We start from the raw sequence: 18,499 nt of genomic DNA, 5'->3' as shown, positions 1-18,499 counted from the left end.
GAACACCATGGATAGACGAGAGCGGGTTGACGATCCCGAGGTAGCGCTTCGGGAGGCGTTCGACGGACTGCGCGCGGGCATCTGGACGGCGCTGCCAGGGGTTATCCAGTCGTTCGATGCCAAAGCGCAGACGTCCGAGGTTCAGCCGACGATCAAGATTCCGGTGCGCAAGCTCGACGGCACGATCGAGAGTGTGGCACTCCCGATGCTGGTCGACTGCCCGGTGCAGTTTCCGTCTGGCGGGAATTGTACGTTGACTTTTCCTGTCAAGCCGGGCGACGAATGCCTGGTTGTGTTCGCCAGCCGTTGTATCGACGCATGGTGGCAATCGGGCGGCGTCCAGGAGCAGGCCGAGATCCGGATGCATGACCTGTCCGACGGCTTCGTGTTCCTGGGCTTTCGATCGAAGCCACGGGCGCTGCAAGGCGTGAGCACTACAGCAGCTCAACTGCGAACCGACGATGGCAGTGCTTTTGTCGAAGTGAATGGCGCCACCCATGCGATCAACATCCAGACGACGGCGCCGGTGAACGTCACCTCCAGCGCTTCGGCGCGCGTGACTGCTCCGAGCATCAGTCTCGGCGCGTCGGGGCAGTCTCTGTTGTCCTTCGTGACTTCTGCATTTCAATCCCTGTTCAACCAGCACACGCACAACGAAACCGGCAGCGTGACCGGAGTCCCGAATCAGCAGATGGGGAACACTCACCTGACGAGCACGGTAAAGGGCGGATGACATGCGGTATCGCAAATTGGACGCCGACGGCGATTACGTTTTCGGTGGGGGACAGGCCGACTTCTACAAAGACAGCCCGGACGCCGTAGGCCAAGCGGTGATGACGCGACTGCGGCTGCTGCGCGGTGAGTGGTTCCTCGATACGACCGAGGGCACGCCGTGGGCAACTGAGGTGCTCGGCAAATACACCGCCGCTTCCTATGACGCCGCGATCCGGCAACGCATACTAGGGACGCAGGGCGTGACCGAGTTGGCCAGCTACTCCAGCAACCTCGATACCGAGCGCCGGCACCTTAGCGTGACGGCGACTATCAACACGATCTACGGCACCACCACAGTGCAGGCGACGCTCTAATGGCCATCACCACGACCGCACCGACGATCGACGCCAGCGGCATCACGGCACCGACCTACGCCGAAGTGCTGGAATACCTCAAGGACCAGTACCGCGCTATCTACGGGCCGGACGTATATCTGGAGGCGGATAGCCAGGACGGCCAGTTGCTGGGAGTGTTCGCCAAGGCGATCAGCGACGCCAACTCGGTGGCCATCGCCATCTACCGGTCTTTCAGCCCGGCTACCGCTCAGCAGGACGCGCTGTCCAGCAACGTCAAGATCAACGGGATCGCCCGCAAGGTCGCGTCGTTCTCGACGGCCGATCTGGTCATCGTGGGTCAGGCTGGGACGACTATCACCAACGGCATCGCGAAGGACGCGAACGGCATCCAGTGGGCGCTTCCGGCGTCGGTTGTCATCCCGCCGGAAGGTCAGATCACCGTTACCGCGACCTGCCTGACCATCGGTGCTGTGTCCGCTGCTGCGGGCACGATCAACCAGATCGGAACGCCAACGCGCGGCTGGCAGACAGTCACGAACCCGGCTGCGGCGGCAGAAGGCGCGCCGGTCGAGAGCGATGCGGCCCTGCGCCAGCGTCAGACTGTATCGACTGCGCTGCCGTCGCGCACCGTGCTGGACGGAATCATCGGCGCCGTGTCGAACATCACCGGTGTGGCGCGCCTCGTGGCCTACGAGAACGACACGAGTGTGACAGACGCCAACGGCATCCCGTCGCACTCGATCTCGCTGGTGGTCGACGGCGGCGATGCAGACGCGATCGCCAACGCCATTGCCGTGAAGAAGACGCCAGGCTCGGGTACCTACGGGACGACCGCGGTTGTCACGACGGACGTCTACGGACGACCGATCACGATCCGATTCTTCCGGCCGACCGACGCGCCGATCACTGTCACGGTCAACGTGAAAGCGCTGGCCGGCTACACGAGCCAGACAGGCGACGGGATCAAGCAAGCGATCGCCGACTACATCAATGGCGTGGCCATCGGCGGCGGATTGTCGGGCAGCGTGGAATGGGCGGATGCCATCACCGCGGCGAACAGCGTCGGCGGAGGGGTGACGTTCAAGCTGACCGGCCTCTCGATGACAGGGCCGCGCGGTGCAGGCAACCCGGATGTCGCACTGCTGTTTAACGAGGCGGCGTCTTGCACGCCGGCAAGCGTGACCCTCAATGTGAGCTGACGCAATGGCAGAGCTGACGGATTACACCGGCCTTATCACGTCGGAGCACAATCAGCGGCCAAAGTTCATGGCGGTAGTCGCGGCGCTGGCGCAGCCGATGGTCGACCTGATGAACGTGCTTGGCAGCATGCCGGGCAAATTCGACCTGGACAAAGCAGTCGGAGTGCAACTGGATGACGTCGGCCGCTGGGTCGGCATTTCGCGGATCATCCGCACGCCGCTGACCGATGTCTACTTCTCACTGGACATAGACGGGCTCGGCTTCGATCAGGGCATCTGGAAAGGGCCGTTTGACCCGGACACGGGCCTCACGACGCTGGACGACGACACCTACCGCCTCGTGATCCGGGCCAAGATCGGCGCGAACCATTGGGACGGAACGATGGAGGGGTCCGTCGCCATCCTGAACAGCATATTCGGGGACGACACGCACGTCTTTATCCAGGACAACCAGGACATGACGATGACGATCGGCATTGCCGGTCAGCAGCCGTCGGCAGTGTTTCTGGCACTGGTGGCTGAGGGATACATCCCTCTCAAGCCGGAAGGCGTCCGGGTCAACCTGATCATCGTTAGCACCGACAACGCGCCGATCTTCGGATTCGACGTGCAGAACAACTTCATATCCGGCTTCGATTCAGGGGCCTGGGGCAAACCACTGTAAGGACAATCGATGGCAACGAGTGACTTTCTTCCCTTCGCCACGGGCGCCGGCGCCAATGTCATGTCCCAGGCCGACTGGGAAGCCCTGGCGCAGCGTCTGTCCGGCTTCCAGTCCGGCGTTGCGCAGTCGGCGCAGCTTAATAAGGCCTGGCGTCAGGCCAGCATCATGGCGGCCGTGCTGGCCCAGTTTATTGCCGACCAGTCCGGTGAAGATGCGGTCGACGACGGCACTACGGCAACGTTGCTCGCCAACCTGAAGGCTGCCGCCGGCGCATCCTCAGTCGGCGTCGTTGGCTCGATGCGCAACGGTCGAATGTCCGTGGCGGCGGCCAGTTCGACTGCCACGTTCACGGCGGACGAGATCATCGTCGAGACCGCGCTGGGCGGCCTGACCTATCGCCTTCCGAGCTTCAGTAAGACGATCAACCTGGCCACCACGGGCGCCGGCGGCATGGATACGGGCACAGCGCCGGCCAATGGGTACGTCGCGCTGTACGCGATCTACAACCCAACGACCGGCGCAAGCGCATTGCTGGCACGCAATGCCACTAGCTCTGCTCAGCCGGAGGTGTATGGGGGCGCCAACATGCCGGCTGGTTACACGGCGTCGGCGCTAGTGTCTGTATGGCCGACGAATGCCAGCGGACAGTTAGTCATCGGTATTCAAGACGGTCGTGAAATTGCACTTGCGCCGGTGACAGTAATCGCCTCCGACACCACGGCCTCCAGCATGACGCCGACCAATATATCGGTTGCATCGGTCGTACCGCGCAATGCGAAACATGTTTCTGGCAGCATCTCGATCACGGGTAGCGCTATTGGCGATTACCATTTGGATCTGTACTCCACCACCTATGGGGCTGGCCAGCGTCGCTTTTCTTGGAATAGCGGCGCAGCGGGTGGTCAGTTGCAGAACTTCTATGGACTGCTCATGGGTTCCGCCCAGAATATCGTCTACGCCGCTTTCGTTACATCTGGATCGACACTTTCGTATCAAATCATCATCTCCTCCTATGGGTTCTGATATGACGCTGTTGCACGTGCAATTCATAAACGAGAACCAGACTGAAATTCTGTCTTATCTGGCCTGCATCCAAGATGCTGCGACGTTCCCCAACCAAGGCGACCTCGAAGCGTCCGATCCCCGCTGGGCGGAGTATTTCAATGCTCGATCTCCATCCGATCGGATGAATCTACCGGCGCCAGAGCGTGAGCATGAGTAGGGCATTCGCTGTGCTAGAGTCTGCACTAGCGGCCACTCTATCAAGCAAGACATGGACCTGTTCAAACGTTTTCCCGAGGATCAACTCTTCGCAAATCTGTCTCTGTACGAGCCGTACACGCAGAACACGAAGGATCTAAGTCCGCGAGCTTTCCCTGGGCGAGCTGTCTATATCGTGACGGATCAGCACATCCCGCACGAGACGATCTCGTCCATGGGCGCGACAGTGGTATCGTCCCTCGATGGGCTTTCGTATGAAGAGGTTCGAGCTGGGGTCTTCTACCTGTACTTCGGGTGCGATTCAGACTCGTTGCCGACCCTTCGCAGAATAAAGGAGTGCGGTGGAGCATATGTTCCGCACCCCAATTTCGACAAGACGTCGTACCGATTCGTTAATCGGAAGGCCAATGATGCGCTGAAGGCAACATGGGCCCTTGAGGAACGCGTATCGCATCTCAATACATCCATTCACGAGAATATCTGCGAGGCACTAGAAATCACTTCGCATCTCGAAGGCGACTATGTAGAGATCGGTGTATTTCGTGGCGGGTCTGCCCTGACGGCCCTAAACTACCTCGAGCAGTTGAAGAAGGGAGGCGGTGCGCCAGCGCGAAGGGCATGGCTGCTCGACACTTTCGAAGGCTTTAACTACGAGCAGGCCAGGAAGAGCTCGGATGCTCTTTGGTCGGACACTCACAAGCTCTATGGTCGCAACGAGACCATGGCGCATTTGCGAGAGACGTTTGCTCACCTGTCGGTGCAAAACGAACTTGTCGTGAACAATATTTGCCAGGACGACCTTCCTGAAGCGATCAAATGCATCTCGGTGGCCAACATCGATGTCGATATGTACGAGCCTACGCTCGCTGCATACACAAAGGTGTCTCCTCTTGTCCAGGTTGGCGGGATCATCATCGCAGAAGACCCGACGTCGACGCCTGGCTTATATGGGGCTTTCATGACCATGGAAGAGTTCCTTGGAACCGAGGAGGGGAGGCGTTATTACAAGCTTTTCAAAAGCGGCCAATACTTCCTGATCAAAATGCGGTAAGCATATCTACTGCTGTTGGCAGCCGGCGGATATCTCAATGCCGGCGCCTTCTCCTAGAACCGATACCCCAGCGTCACCATGTGCGCGCCCTAGTGGCCGATCGCGATGTTCTTTGATGTTTGGATAGGTGATAGACGCGCCAGTCACGCGCGTCTGTTCCCCATTGGTTCAACGCCCGCCGCAGAGCGGGCTTTTTCTTTTCCGGGGTCTACATGCGACAACTCCATCCCGTCGAAGCCACGAGCTACGCCGGCGCGATCACCTCGATCGGCGCTTCCCTGACGCTGGCCGACATCGGCGTCATCGTCGGTATCGTGACGGCGCTCCTGACGTTCGGGCTCAATGCCTGGTACACGCGCCTGAAATACAAGCTTGAGGCGCAAGAGCGTGCGGCGCGCGACGAGCGCGAGCGGGAAGAACATGCCGCGCGCATGCGGGTCCTGGAGGCGCGCGATGAGCCCTGATCTCCGCCGCCGCGTCATCGCCGTTGGCATTGCAGCAGCGGTCCCGCTCGTGGCCGCATTCGAGGGTCTGCGCCAGACGGCATACCTTGATCCTGTCGGCATCCCGACGGCTTGCTTCGGCGCCACCAAGGGCGTTCGACTCGGCCAGGTCTACACCCGCGAGCAGTGCGACACCCTGCTGGCGCGAGATCTGTTGGCGGCCAATGCTGACGTCGATGCCTGCGTTCGTGTGCCGCTGACGGAAGGCCAGCGCACCGCGCTGGTGTCGTTCACCTACAACGTCGGTCGCGGCAATTTCTGCGGCTCGACGCTTGTGCGCAAGCTCAATGCCGGCGACTACGTGGGCGCGTGCAATGAGCTGCCGCGTTGGGTTTATGCAAAGGGCGTGAAGCTGCCGGGGCTGGTGAACCGTCGGGAGCAGGAGAGGGCGCTATGCCTGGGATGAGGATCGGAGCGGCCGATGTGCCGTGGCGCGCGGTCGCTGCAGTGGTGCTGGCCGGCGCGGCGTTCGGTGCCGGCTGGACGGCCAATGGCTGGCGCAAGGACGCCGAGATCGCGGAGCTGACCGCGGCTCGCGCGCGGGCGGACTTGACAACGGCGAATCAGGCGATCGGCGAGCTGCGGGCAGCTAGCGCCGACATCCGAGCCCGGGCCGACGAATACCGGGGGATCTCGACCCAGCTGGACGCCGCTGCCAGCGCCATCAGGAAGGAACTGAAGAATGCGAAGCCTCTGCCTGCTGATTGTCGCCCTGACGATTTCCGGGTGCGCAAGCTGTCCGACGCCGTCGACGCCGCCAAGCAAGCCGCCGCCGCTCGATAGCGCGCTGGCCGCGCCGTGCGTGGTGCCGGACGCGCCGGCGGTGGCCGACTATGACGTTTGGCAGGACTGGGCGGTGACAGTGCTGACTTCGCTAGGGGACTGTGCGTCCCGCCATCGGAAAACGGTGGAGGCGTGGCCTAAAGATTCTCAATAATTTCGCGCGTCACGCGTATCAGTTCGCCAACGTCCCGGATGTCAATATCAGCCCATTGGGCATGCATTGCCTTGTTTCTGATGCTAGCACCGGCCTTCCATCGCTTTGCTTTAATCTGGGTGATAGCAGTAACCTTCACTAGGCCGTCAATAATAGCTTCCAGGCTGACTCCGGCTTGTGCAACCTCATGCTTGTCGGCAGTGCGACGGACGGCGTCCTCGAACACGGCACTCACCAGAACGGATGATTCGGTTACCTTGCCGCTCCCGTGGTATACCTCAGCATGGTCGAGGAACTCGTCAAATGTCGTCGCGGTATAGTAGTACTCGGCTCGGCGCAAGAAACCACGTTGCAATTCATCCATAAGGGACTTGAGCAAGCCTGTTGCTGCGTCAATCGAGTGTACCGGAACCCCGTCCCCCCTAAGGTTCTCGTGCGCCATAATCGCGTCCATCTGACTCGAAAAATGTGAGTCCAAGGGCGCAGCAATGCGGACCAGGTTCTGGACAGATGAGAGGAATGCCCTGCCGTCCACGATGTCTCTTGTGTCGATCCAGTGCTTTCGGCGCCCCTGGGACCATCCAACGGAAGAAGCAAGCGCTTCACCTCGCCGCACGAGTTCTTGACAGCGCTCCTGTATTTCTTCAGCCTTCATTGTTCTCCTCGATCAGTTGCGGCGCCGTGTTGGTCTTTCTATCGATGGGCGCCGGCTCTGCTTCCATTCCATCCGCCGGACAACCCCAAGAAGCTCCTCGCCATCTCGGTGTCTCGGCACCGGGTTCGAGGTTCCCACACATGCCGCGGCCGCACAAAAACGCTAACCGCCGAGCGGGAGTCCTGGTTCCATATACTGACCGCGCGGATCGCCGGGAAAGCCTGTGAGCGGGCATACGGTGCGTTGACGATTGGCAGTCCAATCAACGAACAATGAAATCGCCTTGGTCAGTCGTGCAGCCGGAGATTGCAAGCGGCATGTTTGTCAGCGCCATAAGGTTCCGTTCCGATTTTTTGTCGAGGACCGTCGCAGAGGCCGGTTCTTGCCGCCCTGGGCCGGGGTCGTCCGCCGGCGCCGGAATTAGGCGAGGTTCACGATATAGGAAGGGGGTGAACCCGGCGTAGCCTCCGAAGCCGTTTTTTCCATTGACCTCACCACAGTACGCCCCTGGAACCTTTGATCGGCGAATATTCCGGAACTGCGCGGACGTTGGATCACGGAGTTCATATGAAACGGTGGCTACCATTCGGCCAAGTATGGCTCTGTCGATCCCTGCCCCGGACCCGTCAAGGACCGTCTGGCCGATCGCCAAACCGGCACTCATCAAAACTAATGCACAAAGCGCACGTTTTACGGCCATACGATCCTTCCTTGGCTCGCTTATTGGAACAACGTCAGTTCGACGTTGTCGGGCTTGAGCCTCAAAATCAGCATGTCGTAGTACCAGGCCAGCGCCCCGAACCCAACCGAAAATGCGAGGATCGTGAGCTTCTGACCAAGGCCGATGCGGTCCCCTGCGAAAAGGGTAACGATGAACCCCAGCAGGAATAGGCCAGACAGAAGCTTGCAGCCAAAGAGAAAGAGCCCGCGGAAGGTGCGCAGAAGGTGAAAGAGGACAGTCTTAATTGCTCTCATACGGATGTCGATAGTGTTGTGCGCCGAGAGTGGCGCTCATCTTTATCGGTCTGCCGTCATGAGGTCTCAACCCTCCCAAAGTGGGGCTTCCGACCCTCGTTTTGCCGCGGCTCGCCAAATCCAAAAAAAGTGCGCCTGCTGGGGGCAGACGCACAATGAGCCTGTTGGGGCAGGCCCAGCGCCATCGGTTGGGACCTTAGGCCACGTAATCGTAACCCGGTCGGGCCATGGCCCTCAACGGCGCCGCCGGCGCTTCCGTTCATTGATCCGCTCGCGCGCCTCCCGGTGCATCGCCTCGAACAGCTGGAGCTCTTCATCGGTCGGAATTTCCCCGCGCCACTTGCGCGAGCCGGGCGTGCCGCTGCTGTAGTCCGCCTCGATCTCCTCGAGCACGCATGGCTCCGCGGCAAAGTTGGCCAGGTAGGTGTGCGCCATCAACTGCGCGCCCGGCTGGCCGACCTCAACGAGCGCGATGAAGTAGTGCGCCGAGCTAACGCGCTGACGCAGGCGGGCGATTTCCCATAGCAGGTCGCGGACATCCGGCACGCGATTTCGCTCCCAGATGTCTCGCAGCTCTTCGGCCGTGAGCGCGGGCAGATCGGCCGGGCAATACCGATTGGTCATTGATCATGTCGCCGCGGCGCCTCACAGGAGAGGAAAGCGGGCGGACTCCTGGTCGAGCACTACTGGCCGGCCGACCGGAAAGCGGTGATGGCGTTCGTAGGCCTGGAAGGACAGGGCGTCCGGGATCCACCGGATGGCGTGCAGGTGGCGGGTCTCGACGCCGCGCACGAGGATGGCGCCGCGATCGACCGTCACGGCTTGGCAGGGCAGCAGCAGTTCGTCGCGGTCGTCACCGAAGAACTCGACTTCCAGGAAGATGGACTTGGCGGGGTAGGTGGCTGGCATCGTTGGGCTGGCTGACTACTGTATGGATGTACAGTATAGCGACCTTCTAACTAAGAACGCCAGTCCGGCCGGAAACCCGCATGCTGCCGTGCCTAAGATTTGAGCATGAAGTTAGAAGCAATCGCCGCGAAGCCTTGTACCATAACGGTTTGCGGGTGATTTAATAGCTGCATGGGGTGCAGGTGGTCGGAGGTTCAAATCCTCTCGCCCCGACCAAATTGAAGCCCGCGTAATCGGAAGATTACGCGGGCTTTTGCCTTTTGGCGGGGTAGCCCCTTCAAGCCGGCCGCGTCCCGACCCTGTCTACCCCTTGATGTCGCGCGGATGGTTGCCGAAGCTGTTTCGCTCGCGGATCTGGCCGTCGCGGCCGTGGATGATCAGCTCGACCTTTGCCTGCTGTGCTGCTTCGGTGCCGGATGCAATGGCATCCTGTTGGGTTTCGTAAGTCGGGCCGGTGCCGTCAGTGCCTTCAATCCGGACCGCCCATTTGCCGTCGGCTTCCGGCACGACGTGGACATTTCCTGCCATGGTTGCCTCCTTTGGGATGTTGTTCGAGTTGTACGCGAGGGCATCGGGGACCGGTATCGGGCCACGTCCGACACGGGGAAGCGAGCGGGCGAATGGCAAGGTGGCCATCGACTGTTGGCTTATTGATCGCCGCTCGTCATCGTCCATGGCCGTCGGAGGGTTGCAGCTCGTCCTCCGCCGAGGTCGTTGCGCACCGCTTCGGAGGCGTCGGCGTGCCACTGCCACGCCTCATGGATGGAGCAGACCCGAAGACGTGCACTGCAAACCTTCGATTTCCGCCCCAGTATCGACGATTCCCGTCACCGCCCGCTTCTTTGTTCGCGATCGGCTTGGCACCATGACAGCTCCCCAACCCCTGAAGGGAGGAACGTATGGACGAAAGCCATTCGCAAGAGCTGGTCAAGCATCTGAGAGAGATCGTCGAACGTCTCGACGACATGTCGTACTACGCTGCCTCGTCGACAAGTCAGCGCGTGCATTTCGCCGCGATGGCGATGCAGGGACTGGTCACCAGCATGTCGGGAGAAATGGAAGTGGAGGCTGCCGCGAAGCGGGCCGTTCAGTACGCGGACGCCTTGATTGCGGCATTGGAAGACGAGTAGAAGCGCGGCGAGGCAGTGCAAGAAAGCCCGCGTGGTCGCAGCCACGCGGGCTTTTTGTTGTGTAGGCGCGGGAGGCTTTCGCGAGGATCGGACGATCATGGCTTCGCGCTTGCGATGCGCTCGTCGGTTGTCTACAGAACCGCGCCCGTTTTCAGTATGAGAGGTGCCCGCCTCGAACTAATGTATCGGCAGGCAAGGGCGGGATGTGTAGGCCGGCAACAATGCCGCTGCCCCCATCAGCGGCAATGCGCCGGTCGCCGCGTCCCGCCCGAGCCTATTTCCTAGTCGGTTGCATTTGCCCGATACCTTCATTGGTATCGGGCTTTTTTCATTGGGCGTGCGCCATCCGAGGAAGGCGGTGCCTGGTGCCCGCCATCCCCCAGCGCCGCCCTGGCGTGGCGCCAAGACAAAACGCCCGATGAAATTCATCGGGCGTTCTCGGTACCGGCCTGACGGTCAACCCAAAGCGGGCATCGGGGTTACGGGTGCGTCGTTCTCGCGATCAGCCGCCAGCGAATGTGTCCCTGCAGTGCCCCATGAACATGGTGGTTCTGCGGCGGCAAGGGATGTTCGCGGGTTGAGATGGCGCTGGAACCGCAGCCCTCACATCGGTAGATGCCCGAGTACGGGGCTTGCGCGCCGGGCGCGAGGACGAGCTCGTAGGCGGGGTCTTCCTCTTGCGTGAAATAGCGTGTGTCGTTGCAGAACGGCATATCTCCTCCTTGGAAAGGGCCGGGCAGCCATTACGCCATCAGTCGGAGGAGCTTCTGTCGGATTCGAGTTTCCTTCTTTCACATTCGAATGCTGAGCCCTCGGCTTCGGAGAGCGGGCGCGCTCGCCGGGCTCACCGATACGCGTTCGGGCTCTCTGAGCGAATTCGGACGGCGGCCAAGGATGACGAATGGCAGCACAACAGGGCAACAAGGACGAGCCGCGTTGCGCGGCCTGGACACGTCCTTTTCGCGATGATCGGGTCTTCATCGCTTTCCGCTTCTGCCAGTGCCGACGCTTGTCTACAGAACCGAGCCCGTTTTCAGTGTGAGGTGTGACGCGCCGCTACTAAGGTATCGCGAGGCGAGGACGAGGTGCGTAGGCCGGCAACAGCGCCGCTGCCCCCAATCAGCGGCAATGCGCCGGTCGCCGTGTCCCGTCCGAGCCTATTTCCTGGTCGGTTGCATTTGCCCGATGCCTTCATGGCGTCGGGCTTTTTTATTGTTCGCTTCCACAGGCCGCGTTGCGAACACGGCGGCGCCGGACCCGCAGCATTATTTCCGCCCCTCGAACGTCGCCTCGAACGTCGTGGCCCGCGCCGTTTGCGGATCGAGCCGGCAGGTGAAGGTGAAATTGCGCCAACCGCTGCGGCCGCGTGCCTGGCCGTTTCCTTCGAGTACGGTATTGCCTTTCAAGCTCAGGCTTTGCGGCGTGTCGTCGCCGAGGAATACGCGATCGACCTTGGCATCGGTGCGCTTCAGTTCCTGCAGGGCCAGCGGGCGGCACATGACTTCGGCGACTTTCCTGGCGTCGCTCCATTGACTGGCGACATTGCGGTCCGCGGGCGTGCGCAAGGTGCCGATGGCGCGGTCGAGCGCCTGTCGTTGCGAGTCCGTCAATGGGCTGCTGTCCTGGGCGGCGGTGGGGTAAGCGGCCGTCGCGACGAGGGCGGCCAGCAGGGCGCGATGCAGTCGGTTCGAGCGTGCCATACGAAGTCCCATCGGTTTCGAATATCGGCGATTCTACGGCGATGCCGGCGGGGCGGCATCATTGCCGGTGTGGCACGCATCCAGCGTCAGTCGCATCCAGCGTGAGCCGCATCGCGCAGCGCAGATGCACCGGCAAGCCAAGTTCGCGTTCTTGCTCGAGCACGGCGGTGAGCCGTTCATCGAGGGCATCGCCTTCGATCGCGTCGAATCCCAGCCGGCCGTAGAACGGCCCGTTCCACGGGAGGTCGCGAAATGTGGTCAGCGTGACGGCCGCCAGTCGTTGCCGACGTGCATGCGCAATGGCCTGCGAGACCAGGGCGCGGCCGTAGCCCTGGCCCTGGCAATCGCGATGAACGGCGAGTTCCCAGATATGCAGCGCTTGCCCGAATCGCTCGGCGCTGATAAAGCCGCGCACTTTGCCGTTCTCGTCCTCCGCGACCCATTCAGTGCCCGCCGCAATGAAGCGAAGGTGGACTTCCGGGGACAGGACGTCGTCGTCCGCGATCCATGCCAATGCCGGGACGGTCCTGAACAGCTCGGCGGCGGAGCGTTCGATGTCCGGCAGCGATGACGCGTCGCCGCCGGTCGCAGCCCGGATCAGCGGCGTCATTGCTGGCGCATGCTGTTAGTAGTGTTCGACGGCATCATGCCTCGGCGCCGTCGTTCGGCGGCTGCGCGATCTCGCGGATCACGCGCGCCGGATTGCCTGCCGCGACCACATTCGGCGGAATATCGCGCGTGACCACCGCGCCTGCGCCGATCACGCTGTTCTCGCCGATCGTGACGCCCGCCAGCACGATGGCGCCGCCGCCGAGCCAGACGTTGTTGCCGATCACGATGGGTTTGGCGGCTTCGTATTTCTGCCGGCGCAATTCCGGATCCACCGGGTGTGTCGGCGTCAGCAATTGCACATTGGGCCCGATCTGCACGTCTTCACCGATCGTGATCGGCGCGACGTCCAGTGCCATCAATCCGTAATTGGCGAAGGTACGCGCGCCGACCGTAATGTACTTGCCGTAGTCGACGTAAAGCGGTGGCTTGATATTGACGTCCGGACCGACGGCGCCGAGCATTTCATGCAGGACCTGTTGGGCGCTGTCGAGGTCGACGGCATAGCGCGTCTCGTATTCGCGCGACAGGCGATACGCGCGGCGCGATGCGGCCTGCAATTCCGGGTCTTCGGCGATATAGAGATCGCCGGCAAGCATTCTTTCCTTCTGGCTGCGATGGTCGATGTGCTCGGTGTGCTCGGTGTTATCGGTGTCGGTACTCGACATGGGTAGGCTGAGGGTTCGTTGTCGCGCGGCCGATCATAGCAGGACGTTGTTGCGGACTTGGCCGAGAGGCATTCGATCAGGCAGGTTCGCCTGCGGCCTGCACGCCCGCCCGTCAATCGCCGCCATCGCCACCGCCGTCGGCACCACCGTCGCCCGCATCGTCCGCATCGCCCTCATGGCCACGGCCATCGCCGCCGTCATAGCGCGTGCGCTGCTGGACCTGTCCATCCGGCCCGTGAATGACCAGTTCGACCTGGTCCTTGCTGGCCTTTTCGCGTCCGGCCGCGATGGCTTCTTCCTGCGAAGGGTAGTGCGAGGTGGCGCCGTCGGTGTCTTCGACGGTCACCGCCCAGCCGCGGTCGGCGGGCAGCACGTGGACGGTACGGTTCATGGTCGTGTTCCATTGCCGGCAGCGGGCGGGGGCATGGCGGCCCTGGCCACCGCGCTGCCGGGGGTCAAGCCGCCAGGCTTTCCTGTTCGGTCAGGCGGCGGATTTCGCCGTCGGCCTCCTGGACCAGCAGGCCCACGCCGCGCCGCCGGGCGGCGGCCATGGCGAGCTGCAGGGCGTCATCGCGGCCGTCGTAGCGCAGGATCGATTGCGCCTGGCCTTCGACGGTCAATTCCCATCCGGTATGGGTGGCTTTCAATACGAAGTTGCGAGGCATGGTCTTCGGTCGAGAGCGGAGGGAACTTGCATCGTAGTGCATCGGGATGCCGCTCAGTATGCGAGTTCGTCCTACGTCATCCCTTGGACGCCGCCGGATCGTGGCCGAAGCTGTTGCGCATGCGGATCTGCCCGTCGCGCCCATGCACCAGCAATTCGACACGGTCGCGCCGCGCGGCGTCGGTGGCGACCTCGATGGCTTCTTCCTGGGTCTCGTGATGCGAGCTGGCGACGGGTTCGCCTTCGCGGCTGACATTCCAGCCGCTGCCATGCGGCGTCACATGGATATTGCGTCCTGCCATGGTGGCACCTCTTGATCGGAACTTTCTTCCTTTCTAGAGCGGGGGCGGGGCGCCTGGTATCGGTGGCTGTCCGACAGTAAGCGGACGCGGGATGGCGCGCGCGCCAAAGGCCGCGGAGGCGGCGCGTGGCGCAGCGGGGCTTCAGCCGTGCCACCACCGCCATGCAAGCAGCGCCGCCCCCAGCCACAGGGCCACCACCATCGCGGCGCCCCAGTAGCTGCGGGGCTTGCCACGCCGCTCGTCGAGCCACCGGCGGGCCTGCTCGCGGCAGGAGTCGGCCAGGGGCGCAGGCAGCGTGCGCAGCGCGCACCAGATCAGCGCGGGCAGCAGGACGATCTCGTCGAGGTAGCCGAGCACCGGCACGAAGTCGGGAATCAGATCGATGGGGCTGAACGCATAGGCGACGATCAACGCGCACAGGCCGCGGGTCAGCCAGGGCGTCGCGGGATGGCGGCAGGCGAACCACAGCGTCAGCACGTCGCGCCGCAGTCGTCCGGCCCACGCGCGCAAGGTCTCGAGCATGACGGGGATGGCACGGATGGCGGGAGAAAGAAGGGGCTGGAGCGGATAGCGCACGTTGGCGCGGCAGCGCGCATGCTAGCATGGCCCGATCGAGGTCACGGGAGAGAACATCATGGCCAAGCGCGAACGGCCCGCACGTGCGCTGCAGGACGAAGTAAGCCGGCGTATCCAGCGACTGGACGAGATCGTCGACGAGGGATTGAAGGTGCGGGTGCCCGTGCCGCAGCCGCATCCGCGCGATGCGCGCGGGCGCAATTGGGATATGCAGGGCTTCGGCCATGTGCGCGGCCATGAGCGCGCGATTCGCGCCGTGGTCGACAAGGTGCGCGACGAGTTCGATCTGTCCGACAACCCCGCCGCGCCAACGGATCCATTCGCGCCGGCATCGTGACAGGCGTCACGATCTGCGGACCCTGAGCGCAACCCGGGCGCAACTTCAGCGCAACCTCGGCGCAACCTCGGCGCACTTCCAAGCGCCGCCGCTCAAGCGCCCCCAAAGCGACCCCAAGCGCAGCCGAAGCGCAAATTCACCCTCTCATGCCGGCTCGTGTTCCGGCATATCGGTGCAGGGCCCGTTGCGGCAAGGGCGGGGCGAACCGCCGCCCAGAATGGTGGGCGCCAGCGCGGGCCCGCGCTCGCCCAGCGCGCGATACCGGTCCAGCAGCGACAGGTTCTCGCGGATATGCTGCTCGGAAAACATCGAGGTGATGACGATGCCGTGCTCGCCGGCGAGGCTCAGCGCGAAGTGCATCGCCAGCTCCTGTTCGGTCAGTTCCTCCAGCCCGAGCTTGCTGACGGCGTCCCGCACCGGCCGGCTGGCGGCGCTGGCCGCCAGGCTGTCGGGCCCGCCGCCATAGGGCCGCGACAGGAAACGCTGTCGCCCTGCGCCCATGCCGGCATGCAGCCGGTCGAGCACGTTCAGATTGGCCTCGAACAGCCACGCCGGCGCCTGCTGCGCCATCGGTGTGGCACTGATCTCCGGCGAATCGATGGTCACGCCCCACTGGCCGATCTTGCCGTCGCGCTGGGCCTCGTCGAGGAAGCGCTGCAGCTCGTCGGTCAGCACCTCCGGCGAAAGCGGTTCGTGAACCAGGTAGTAATCGATGCGCTCGCTGCGCAACTGGCGCAGCGATTGCTCCAGGCACGCGCGCGCATAGCCGACCTCATAGTTGCGCTGCGACAGCGCGGCACGCGAGGCGGCATGGACCATGCGGCGGCCCCCGGGCATGCGCTTGATCCAGCCGCGCGCCAGGCTCTTGGCCAGGCTCAGCGCGCGCGTATTGCGCGGGGGCACCACGCCGAACTTGCTGGTGACGGTGACGTGCTGGCGCTTGCCGGCGAGGAACTCGCCGAGCAGCGCCTCGGCTTCCCCAAAACCGTAGGACCGCGCGACGTCGAAATGACGGATGCCGTTGTCATACGCGACCGCCAGCGCCCGCAGCGATTCCTTCCTGCCCACCCGGCCCAGCATGGGAGCACAACCGAAACCCAATCGGCCCGACAATTCCTGGGAATGCTCACTCACCTTGGCGCTCCTGCGGTCGCTACGGCAACGGGCTCGTCGATCGGTTCGACGGACGGGGGATTCCGATCCGCCACGGGCGTCGCGTCGGTCGGCATGTCGTTAGGCATGCGGGCGTCGTTTCGGTTCTCGGTATCGTTTGCGGTATCGCTTGCCGCATCGCTCGCGTTCGGTCTGGCGAGCTGTGCCGCGATGTCGTCGGCGATACGCGCCGACAGCGCGACGATGGTCAGCGTCGGATTGGCCTGTCCGGACGACGGAAATACCGCGCTGCTGGCGACGTACAGATTGTCGGTGCCGAACACGCGGCAACGCGGGTCCACCACGCCGTCGCGCCAGTGCGCCGCCATGCGCGCGGTGCCGATCTGGTGGAAGCCGTCGGCGGCCTGCGCCAGCACCGCGTCGACGCGCTCGGCCTCCGGCATCCAGTATTCGAGCCGGCCGGCACCGGTCTTGCGCAGATGCCGGTCCAGCAACGCATGGCAGCGCACCACCGAATCGGCGTCCGCGTGCTGATAGCGCAGATCGATCCGCAGCCGCCGCATGCCGTGGCAGTCGGCGGTGTCGGCCAGCGTCACGCGGCTCTCGCGCGAGGGCAACTGCTCGGCATGGTAGTGCAGCGCATAGACATTGTTCGGGCTCGGCAGGAAGAAGCCGGGCAGCCGCGGCCGCGCGAAGTAGCGCCGATAGACGAAGGGCGGCACGAAGGTCGCGATCTTGGCGAGGTCCTTGCAGACGTTGCGGACATGGGCGCCGCGGTCCTTGCGCGCGCTGGCGTTGGCGACCAGCTTGGCGATCGCCGGCGGCGCCAGATAGCGGCTGATCACCGGCGTGCACAGCGCCAGGTAAGCGAACGACAGGATGCCGTTGCCGTGCGCGGGGTCCGCAGGAGGATGGTTGTCCAGCCACATCGCGGTATTCAGCAACTGCTGCTCGCGCTGCACGCGGGCCGGCACGGTGAAGCGCCGCCGCGCATAGAAGCCCTGCGCATCGCGCTCGAAATGGTAGATGGTGCGCGCCGCCTCCGAATCGAACCGCACGCTGGCGATCTTGCCGGAGATGTGGCCCATGTAGTGCCGGCCCAGCAGGCCGCTGCGATTGCCGAGGCGATCGCCGTGCCGCGCATTGACGTTCAGCAGCAGGCGCGTCGCTTCCAGCCCGCCGCAGGCCAGCACGAAATGGTCGGCGACGATGCGCGTGCGCGCGGCGCCGCGGGCCACCACGATGCTCGCGATATGCTCGCGGTCCGCGCTGGGTTCGATATCGACACAGGTGGCGCCGAGCAGCAGCTGCACGGTGGGCTCGCGCTCGAACCAGTCGCGATAGCGGCGCGCGAAGTTGGGTTCGCCGCTCCAGCGCTCCAGATCGGAGGCGATCACGTCGCCAGGCTGGAAGCGCGCGGTGATGGGCCGGCTCGCCGATTCGGCGGCGAGGCGAGCGAGCGTGAAGGCGGGCTGGCCGCAGTTGGTGTACTCGCAGGCGCGCGCATAGTACGGCGACAGTTCTTCGTAGCGGATCGGCCAGGCGGTGCCGGGCGCGTAGTCGCGCGGCTCGAAGTCGATCGGATCGAAGGGGATGCAGCGCCCGCCCCAGAGCCACGACGTACCGCCGAACGCGCGCCGCACGGCATCCTGCATCGTCGCATGGCGGCGCGCATCGGCGAGCTCGGCGTCGCACATCGCCTGCGCTTCGTCCTGGAAGGTTTCGCCGCCGCTTTCGACCAGCATCACGGCGATGCCGCGGCGGGCGAGCTCCATCGCGCAGGTGATGCCGGCAGGCCCTGAGCCGACCACGCAGACGGTCGTACGCAAGCTCGCTTGGTGCGAGGGGGGACGCAGTACCATGGGAGGTTCTCCGGCAGCCTGGCGATCGCGGGATGACGCGGCACGGCCTGCCGCGCGCCCGGGTGGGGCGCGAGAGGCATGGGCCGGTTCGACACGCACAATCTATGGGCCAGGGTGGCCAGCGTCCGTACGTTGCCACACGCAGTGTTGCGCTGCGCAAGAGCGCGTGCCAGCGTAGTGCGTGCGCGAGGGCCTGTGCGAAGGGGCATGCGATGGCCTTCGCGATTGTCTTGGCGATTGTCTTGGCGACTTTCTGCGCAAATGTTTTGGCGATTGTCTTCGCGATAGCCTGCGCAAAAGCCCGCGTAATTGTCTTTGCGATCTTATTCGCGATGGCCTGCGCGACGCCGCGCG

Annotated in this window: 25 protein-coding genes; 11 read left to right on the top strand and 14 right to left on the bottom strand. The window is 63.6% G+C overall.

The window, feature by feature from the left end:
• The first annotated feature begins 7 nt into the window (after positions 1-7).
• The 9 genes from K7G19_RS07190 to K7G19_RS07150 all read left to right on the top strand — a co-directional run bounded on the left by K7G19_RS07190 (position 8) and on the right by K7G19_RS07150 (position 6,491).
• Positions 8-733, top strand: a complete 726-nt coding sequence (locus K7G19_RS07190) for a Gp138 family membrane-puncturing spike protein (RefSeq protein ID WP_226106585.1) — start codon at positions 8-10, stop codon at positions 731-733.
• A 1-nt stretch (position 734) separates the two neighbouring features.
• On the top strand, positions 735-1,088 hold the full coding sequence (locus tag K7G19_RS07185) for a hypothetical protein (protein WP_226106583.1): 354 nt from the start codon (positions 735-737) through the stop codon (positions 1,086-1,088).
• The gene (locus K7G19_RS07180; protein WP_226106581.1) at positions 1,088-2,269 is read left to right on the top strand and encodes a baseplate J/gp47 family protein; all 1,182 of its coding nucleotides are present in this window, start codon (positions 1,088-1,090) and stop codon (positions 2,267-2,269) included. The genes K7G19_RS07185 and K7G19_RS07180 overlap by 1 nt, the downstream gene beginning before the upstream one ends.
• 4 nt (positions 2,270-2,273) lie before the next feature.
• Positions 2,274-2,933, top strand: a complete 660-nt coding sequence (locus K7G19_RS07175; RefSeq protein WP_226106580.1) for a DUF2612 domain-containing protein — start codon at positions 2,274-2,276, stop codon at positions 2,931-2,933.
• Between the two features lie 9 nt (positions 2,934-2,942).
• Entirely contained in the window at positions 2,943-3,956 is a 1,014-nt protein-coding gene (locus tag K7G19_RS07170) for a hypothetical protein (RefSeq protein WP_226106579.1), read from the top strand.
• 250 nt (positions 3,957-4,206) lie between these two features.
• Positions 4,207-5,205: a TylF/MycF family methyltransferase gene (locus K7G19_RS07165; RefSeq protein WP_226106578.1), complete on the top strand. Its 999-nt coding sequence runs from the start codon at positions 4,207-4,209 to the stop codon at positions 5,203-5,205.
• 212 nt (positions 5,206-5,417) lie between these two features.
• Positions 5,418-5,669, top strand: a complete 252-nt coding sequence (locus tag K7G19_RS07160) for an HP1 family phage holin (protein ID WP_226106577.1) — start codon at positions 5,418-5,420, stop codon at positions 5,667-5,669.
• Positions 5,659-6,114 carry a lysozyme gene (locus K7G19_RS07155; protein ID WP_226106576.1) on the top strand — a complete coding sequence of 152 codons (456 nt, stop codon included), beginning with the start codon at positions 5,659-5,661 and terminating at the stop codon, positions 6,112-6,114. Before K7G19_RS07160 ends, K7G19_RS07155 begins: the two co-directional genes overlap by 11 nt.
• Entirely contained in the window at positions 6,102-6,491 is a 390-nt protein-coding gene (locus tag K7G19_RS07150; protein WP_226106575.1) for a hypothetical protein, read from the top strand. Before K7G19_RS07155 ends, K7G19_RS07150 begins: the two co-directional genes overlap by 13 nt.
• A gap of 137 nt (positions 6,492-6,628) precedes the next feature.
• Here K7G19_RS07150 and K7G19_RS07145 read toward each other — a convergent pair whose 3' ends face one another.
• The 5 genes from K7G19_RS07145 to K7G19_RS25055 all read right to left on the bottom strand — a co-directional run bounded on the left by K7G19_RS07145 (position 6,629) and on the right by K7G19_RS25055 (position 9,859).
• Complete coding sequence (locus K7G19_RS07145) at positions 6,629-7,300, bottom strand: hypothetical protein (RefSeq protein WP_226106574.1); 672 nt, start codon at positions 7,298-7,300, stop codon at positions 6,629-6,631.
• 720 nt (positions 7,301-8,020) lie between these two features.
• Positions 8,021-8,275, bottom strand: coding sequence for a hypothetical protein (locus K7G19_RS07140; RefSeq protein WP_226106572.1), 255 nt, complete (start codon positions 8,273-8,275; stop codon positions 8,021-8,023).
• Between the two features lie 234 nt (positions 8,276-8,509).
• Positions 8,510-8,899, bottom strand: coding sequence for a hypothetical protein (locus K7G19_RS07135; protein ID WP_226106570.1), 390 nt, complete (start codon positions 8,897-8,899; stop codon positions 8,510-8,512).
• A 21-nt stretch (positions 8,900-8,920) separates the two neighbouring features.
• Complete coding sequence (locus K7G19_RS07130; RefSeq protein WP_226106568.1) at positions 8,921-9,184, bottom strand: hypothetical protein; 264 nt, start codon at positions 9,182-9,184, stop codon at positions 8,921-8,923.
• A gap of 303 nt (positions 9,185-9,487) precedes the next feature.
• On the bottom strand, positions 9,488-9,859 hold the full coding sequence (locus tag K7G19_RS25055; RefSeq protein ID WP_322784861.1) for a DUF2188 domain-containing protein: 372 nt from the start codon (positions 9,857-9,859) through the stop codon (positions 9,488-9,490).
• A gap of 224 nt (positions 9,860-10,083) precedes the next feature.
• On the opposite strand from K7G19_RS25055, the gene K7G19_RS07120 reads away from it, so the two are divergent.
• Positions 10,084-10,314: a hypothetical protein gene (locus K7G19_RS07120; protein WP_149319211.1), complete on the top strand. Its 231-nt coding sequence runs from the start codon at positions 10,084-10,086 to the stop codon at positions 10,312-10,314.
• 1,265 nt (positions 10,315-11,579) lie between these two features.
• Here the strand turns inward: K7G19_RS07120 and K7G19_RS07115 are convergent.
• The 7 genes from K7G19_RS07115 to K7G19_RS07085 form a co-directional block, all read right to left on the bottom strand.
• Positions 11,580-12,014, bottom strand: a complete 435-nt coding sequence (locus K7G19_RS07115; protein WP_226106567.1) for a hypothetical protein — start codon at positions 12,012-12,014, stop codon at positions 11,580-11,582.
• Between the two features lie 58 nt (positions 12,015-12,072).
• Positions 12,073-12,624, bottom strand: coding sequence for a GNAT family N-acetyltransferase (locus K7G19_RS07110; protein WP_226106565.1), 552 nt, complete (start codon positions 12,622-12,624; stop codon positions 12,073-12,075).
• 34 nt (positions 12,625-12,658) lie between these two features.
• Complete coding sequence (locus K7G19_RS07105) at positions 12,659-13,291, bottom strand: sugar O-acetyltransferase (RefSeq protein WP_226106563.1); 633 nt, start codon at positions 13,289-13,291, stop codon at positions 12,659-12,661.
• 112 nt (positions 13,292-13,403) lie between these two features.
• Positions 13,404-13,682: a DUF2188 domain-containing protein gene (locus K7G19_RS07100; protein WP_226106561.1), complete on the bottom strand. Its 279-nt coding sequence runs from the start codon at positions 13,680-13,682 to the stop codon at positions 13,404-13,406.
• Between the two features lie 64 nt (positions 13,683-13,746).
• Entirely contained in the window at positions 13,747-13,998 is a 252-nt protein-coding gene (locus K7G19_RS07095; protein WP_187829258.1) for a DUF2188 domain-containing protein, read from the bottom strand.
• 34 nt (positions 13,999-14,032) lie between these two features.
• Positions 14,033-14,257, bottom strand: coding sequence for a DUF2188 domain-containing protein (locus K7G19_RS07090; protein WP_149319205.1), 225 nt, complete (start codon positions 14,255-14,257; stop codon positions 14,033-14,035).
• A 141-nt stretch (positions 14,258-14,398) separates the two neighbouring features.
• Entirely contained in the window at positions 14,399-14,779 is a 381-nt protein-coding gene (locus K7G19_RS07085; protein WP_226106559.1) for a YkvA family protein, read from the bottom strand.
• Positions 14,780-14,891: 112 nt separating this feature from the next.
• On the opposite strand from K7G19_RS07085, the gene K7G19_RS07080 reads away from it, so the two are divergent.
• Positions 14,892-15,170 carry a hypothetical protein gene (locus K7G19_RS07080; RefSeq protein WP_149319204.1) on the top strand — a complete coding sequence of 93 codons (279 nt, stop codon included), beginning with the start codon at positions 14,892-14,894 and terminating at the stop codon, positions 15,168-15,170.
• A gap of 144 nt (positions 15,171-15,314) precedes the next feature.
• On the opposite strand, the gene K7G19_RS07075 is transcribed toward K7G19_RS07080, so the two are convergent.
• Together K7G19_RS07075 and K7G19_RS07070 are read right to left on the bottom strand one after the other, a co-directional pair.
• Positions 15,315-16,304 (bottom strand): aldo/keto reductase, encoded by a 990-nt coding sequence (locus K7G19_RS07075; RefSeq protein WP_150082182.1) that lies wholly within the window; start codon positions 16,302-16,304, stop codon positions 15,315-15,317.
• Positions 16,301-18,145 (bottom strand): FAD-dependent oxidoreductase, encoded by a 1,845-nt coding sequence (locus K7G19_RS07070; protein WP_226106556.1) that lies wholly within the window; start codon positions 18,143-18,145, stop codon positions 16,301-16,303. Before K7G19_RS07070 ends, K7G19_RS07075 begins: the two co-directional genes overlap by 4 nt.
• Positions 18,146-18,499: the final 354 nt, after the last annotated feature.

The organism is Cupriavidus sp. DB3, assembly GCF_020418465.1.
Taxonomy (GTDB): Bacteria; Pseudomonadota; Gammaproteobacteria; order Burkholderiales; family Burkholderiaceae; genus Cupriavidus; species Cupriavidus cauae.
The sequence above is the reverse complement of the archived record's forward strand: the minus strand, read 5'-3'. Positions and strand labels throughout refer to the sequence as shown.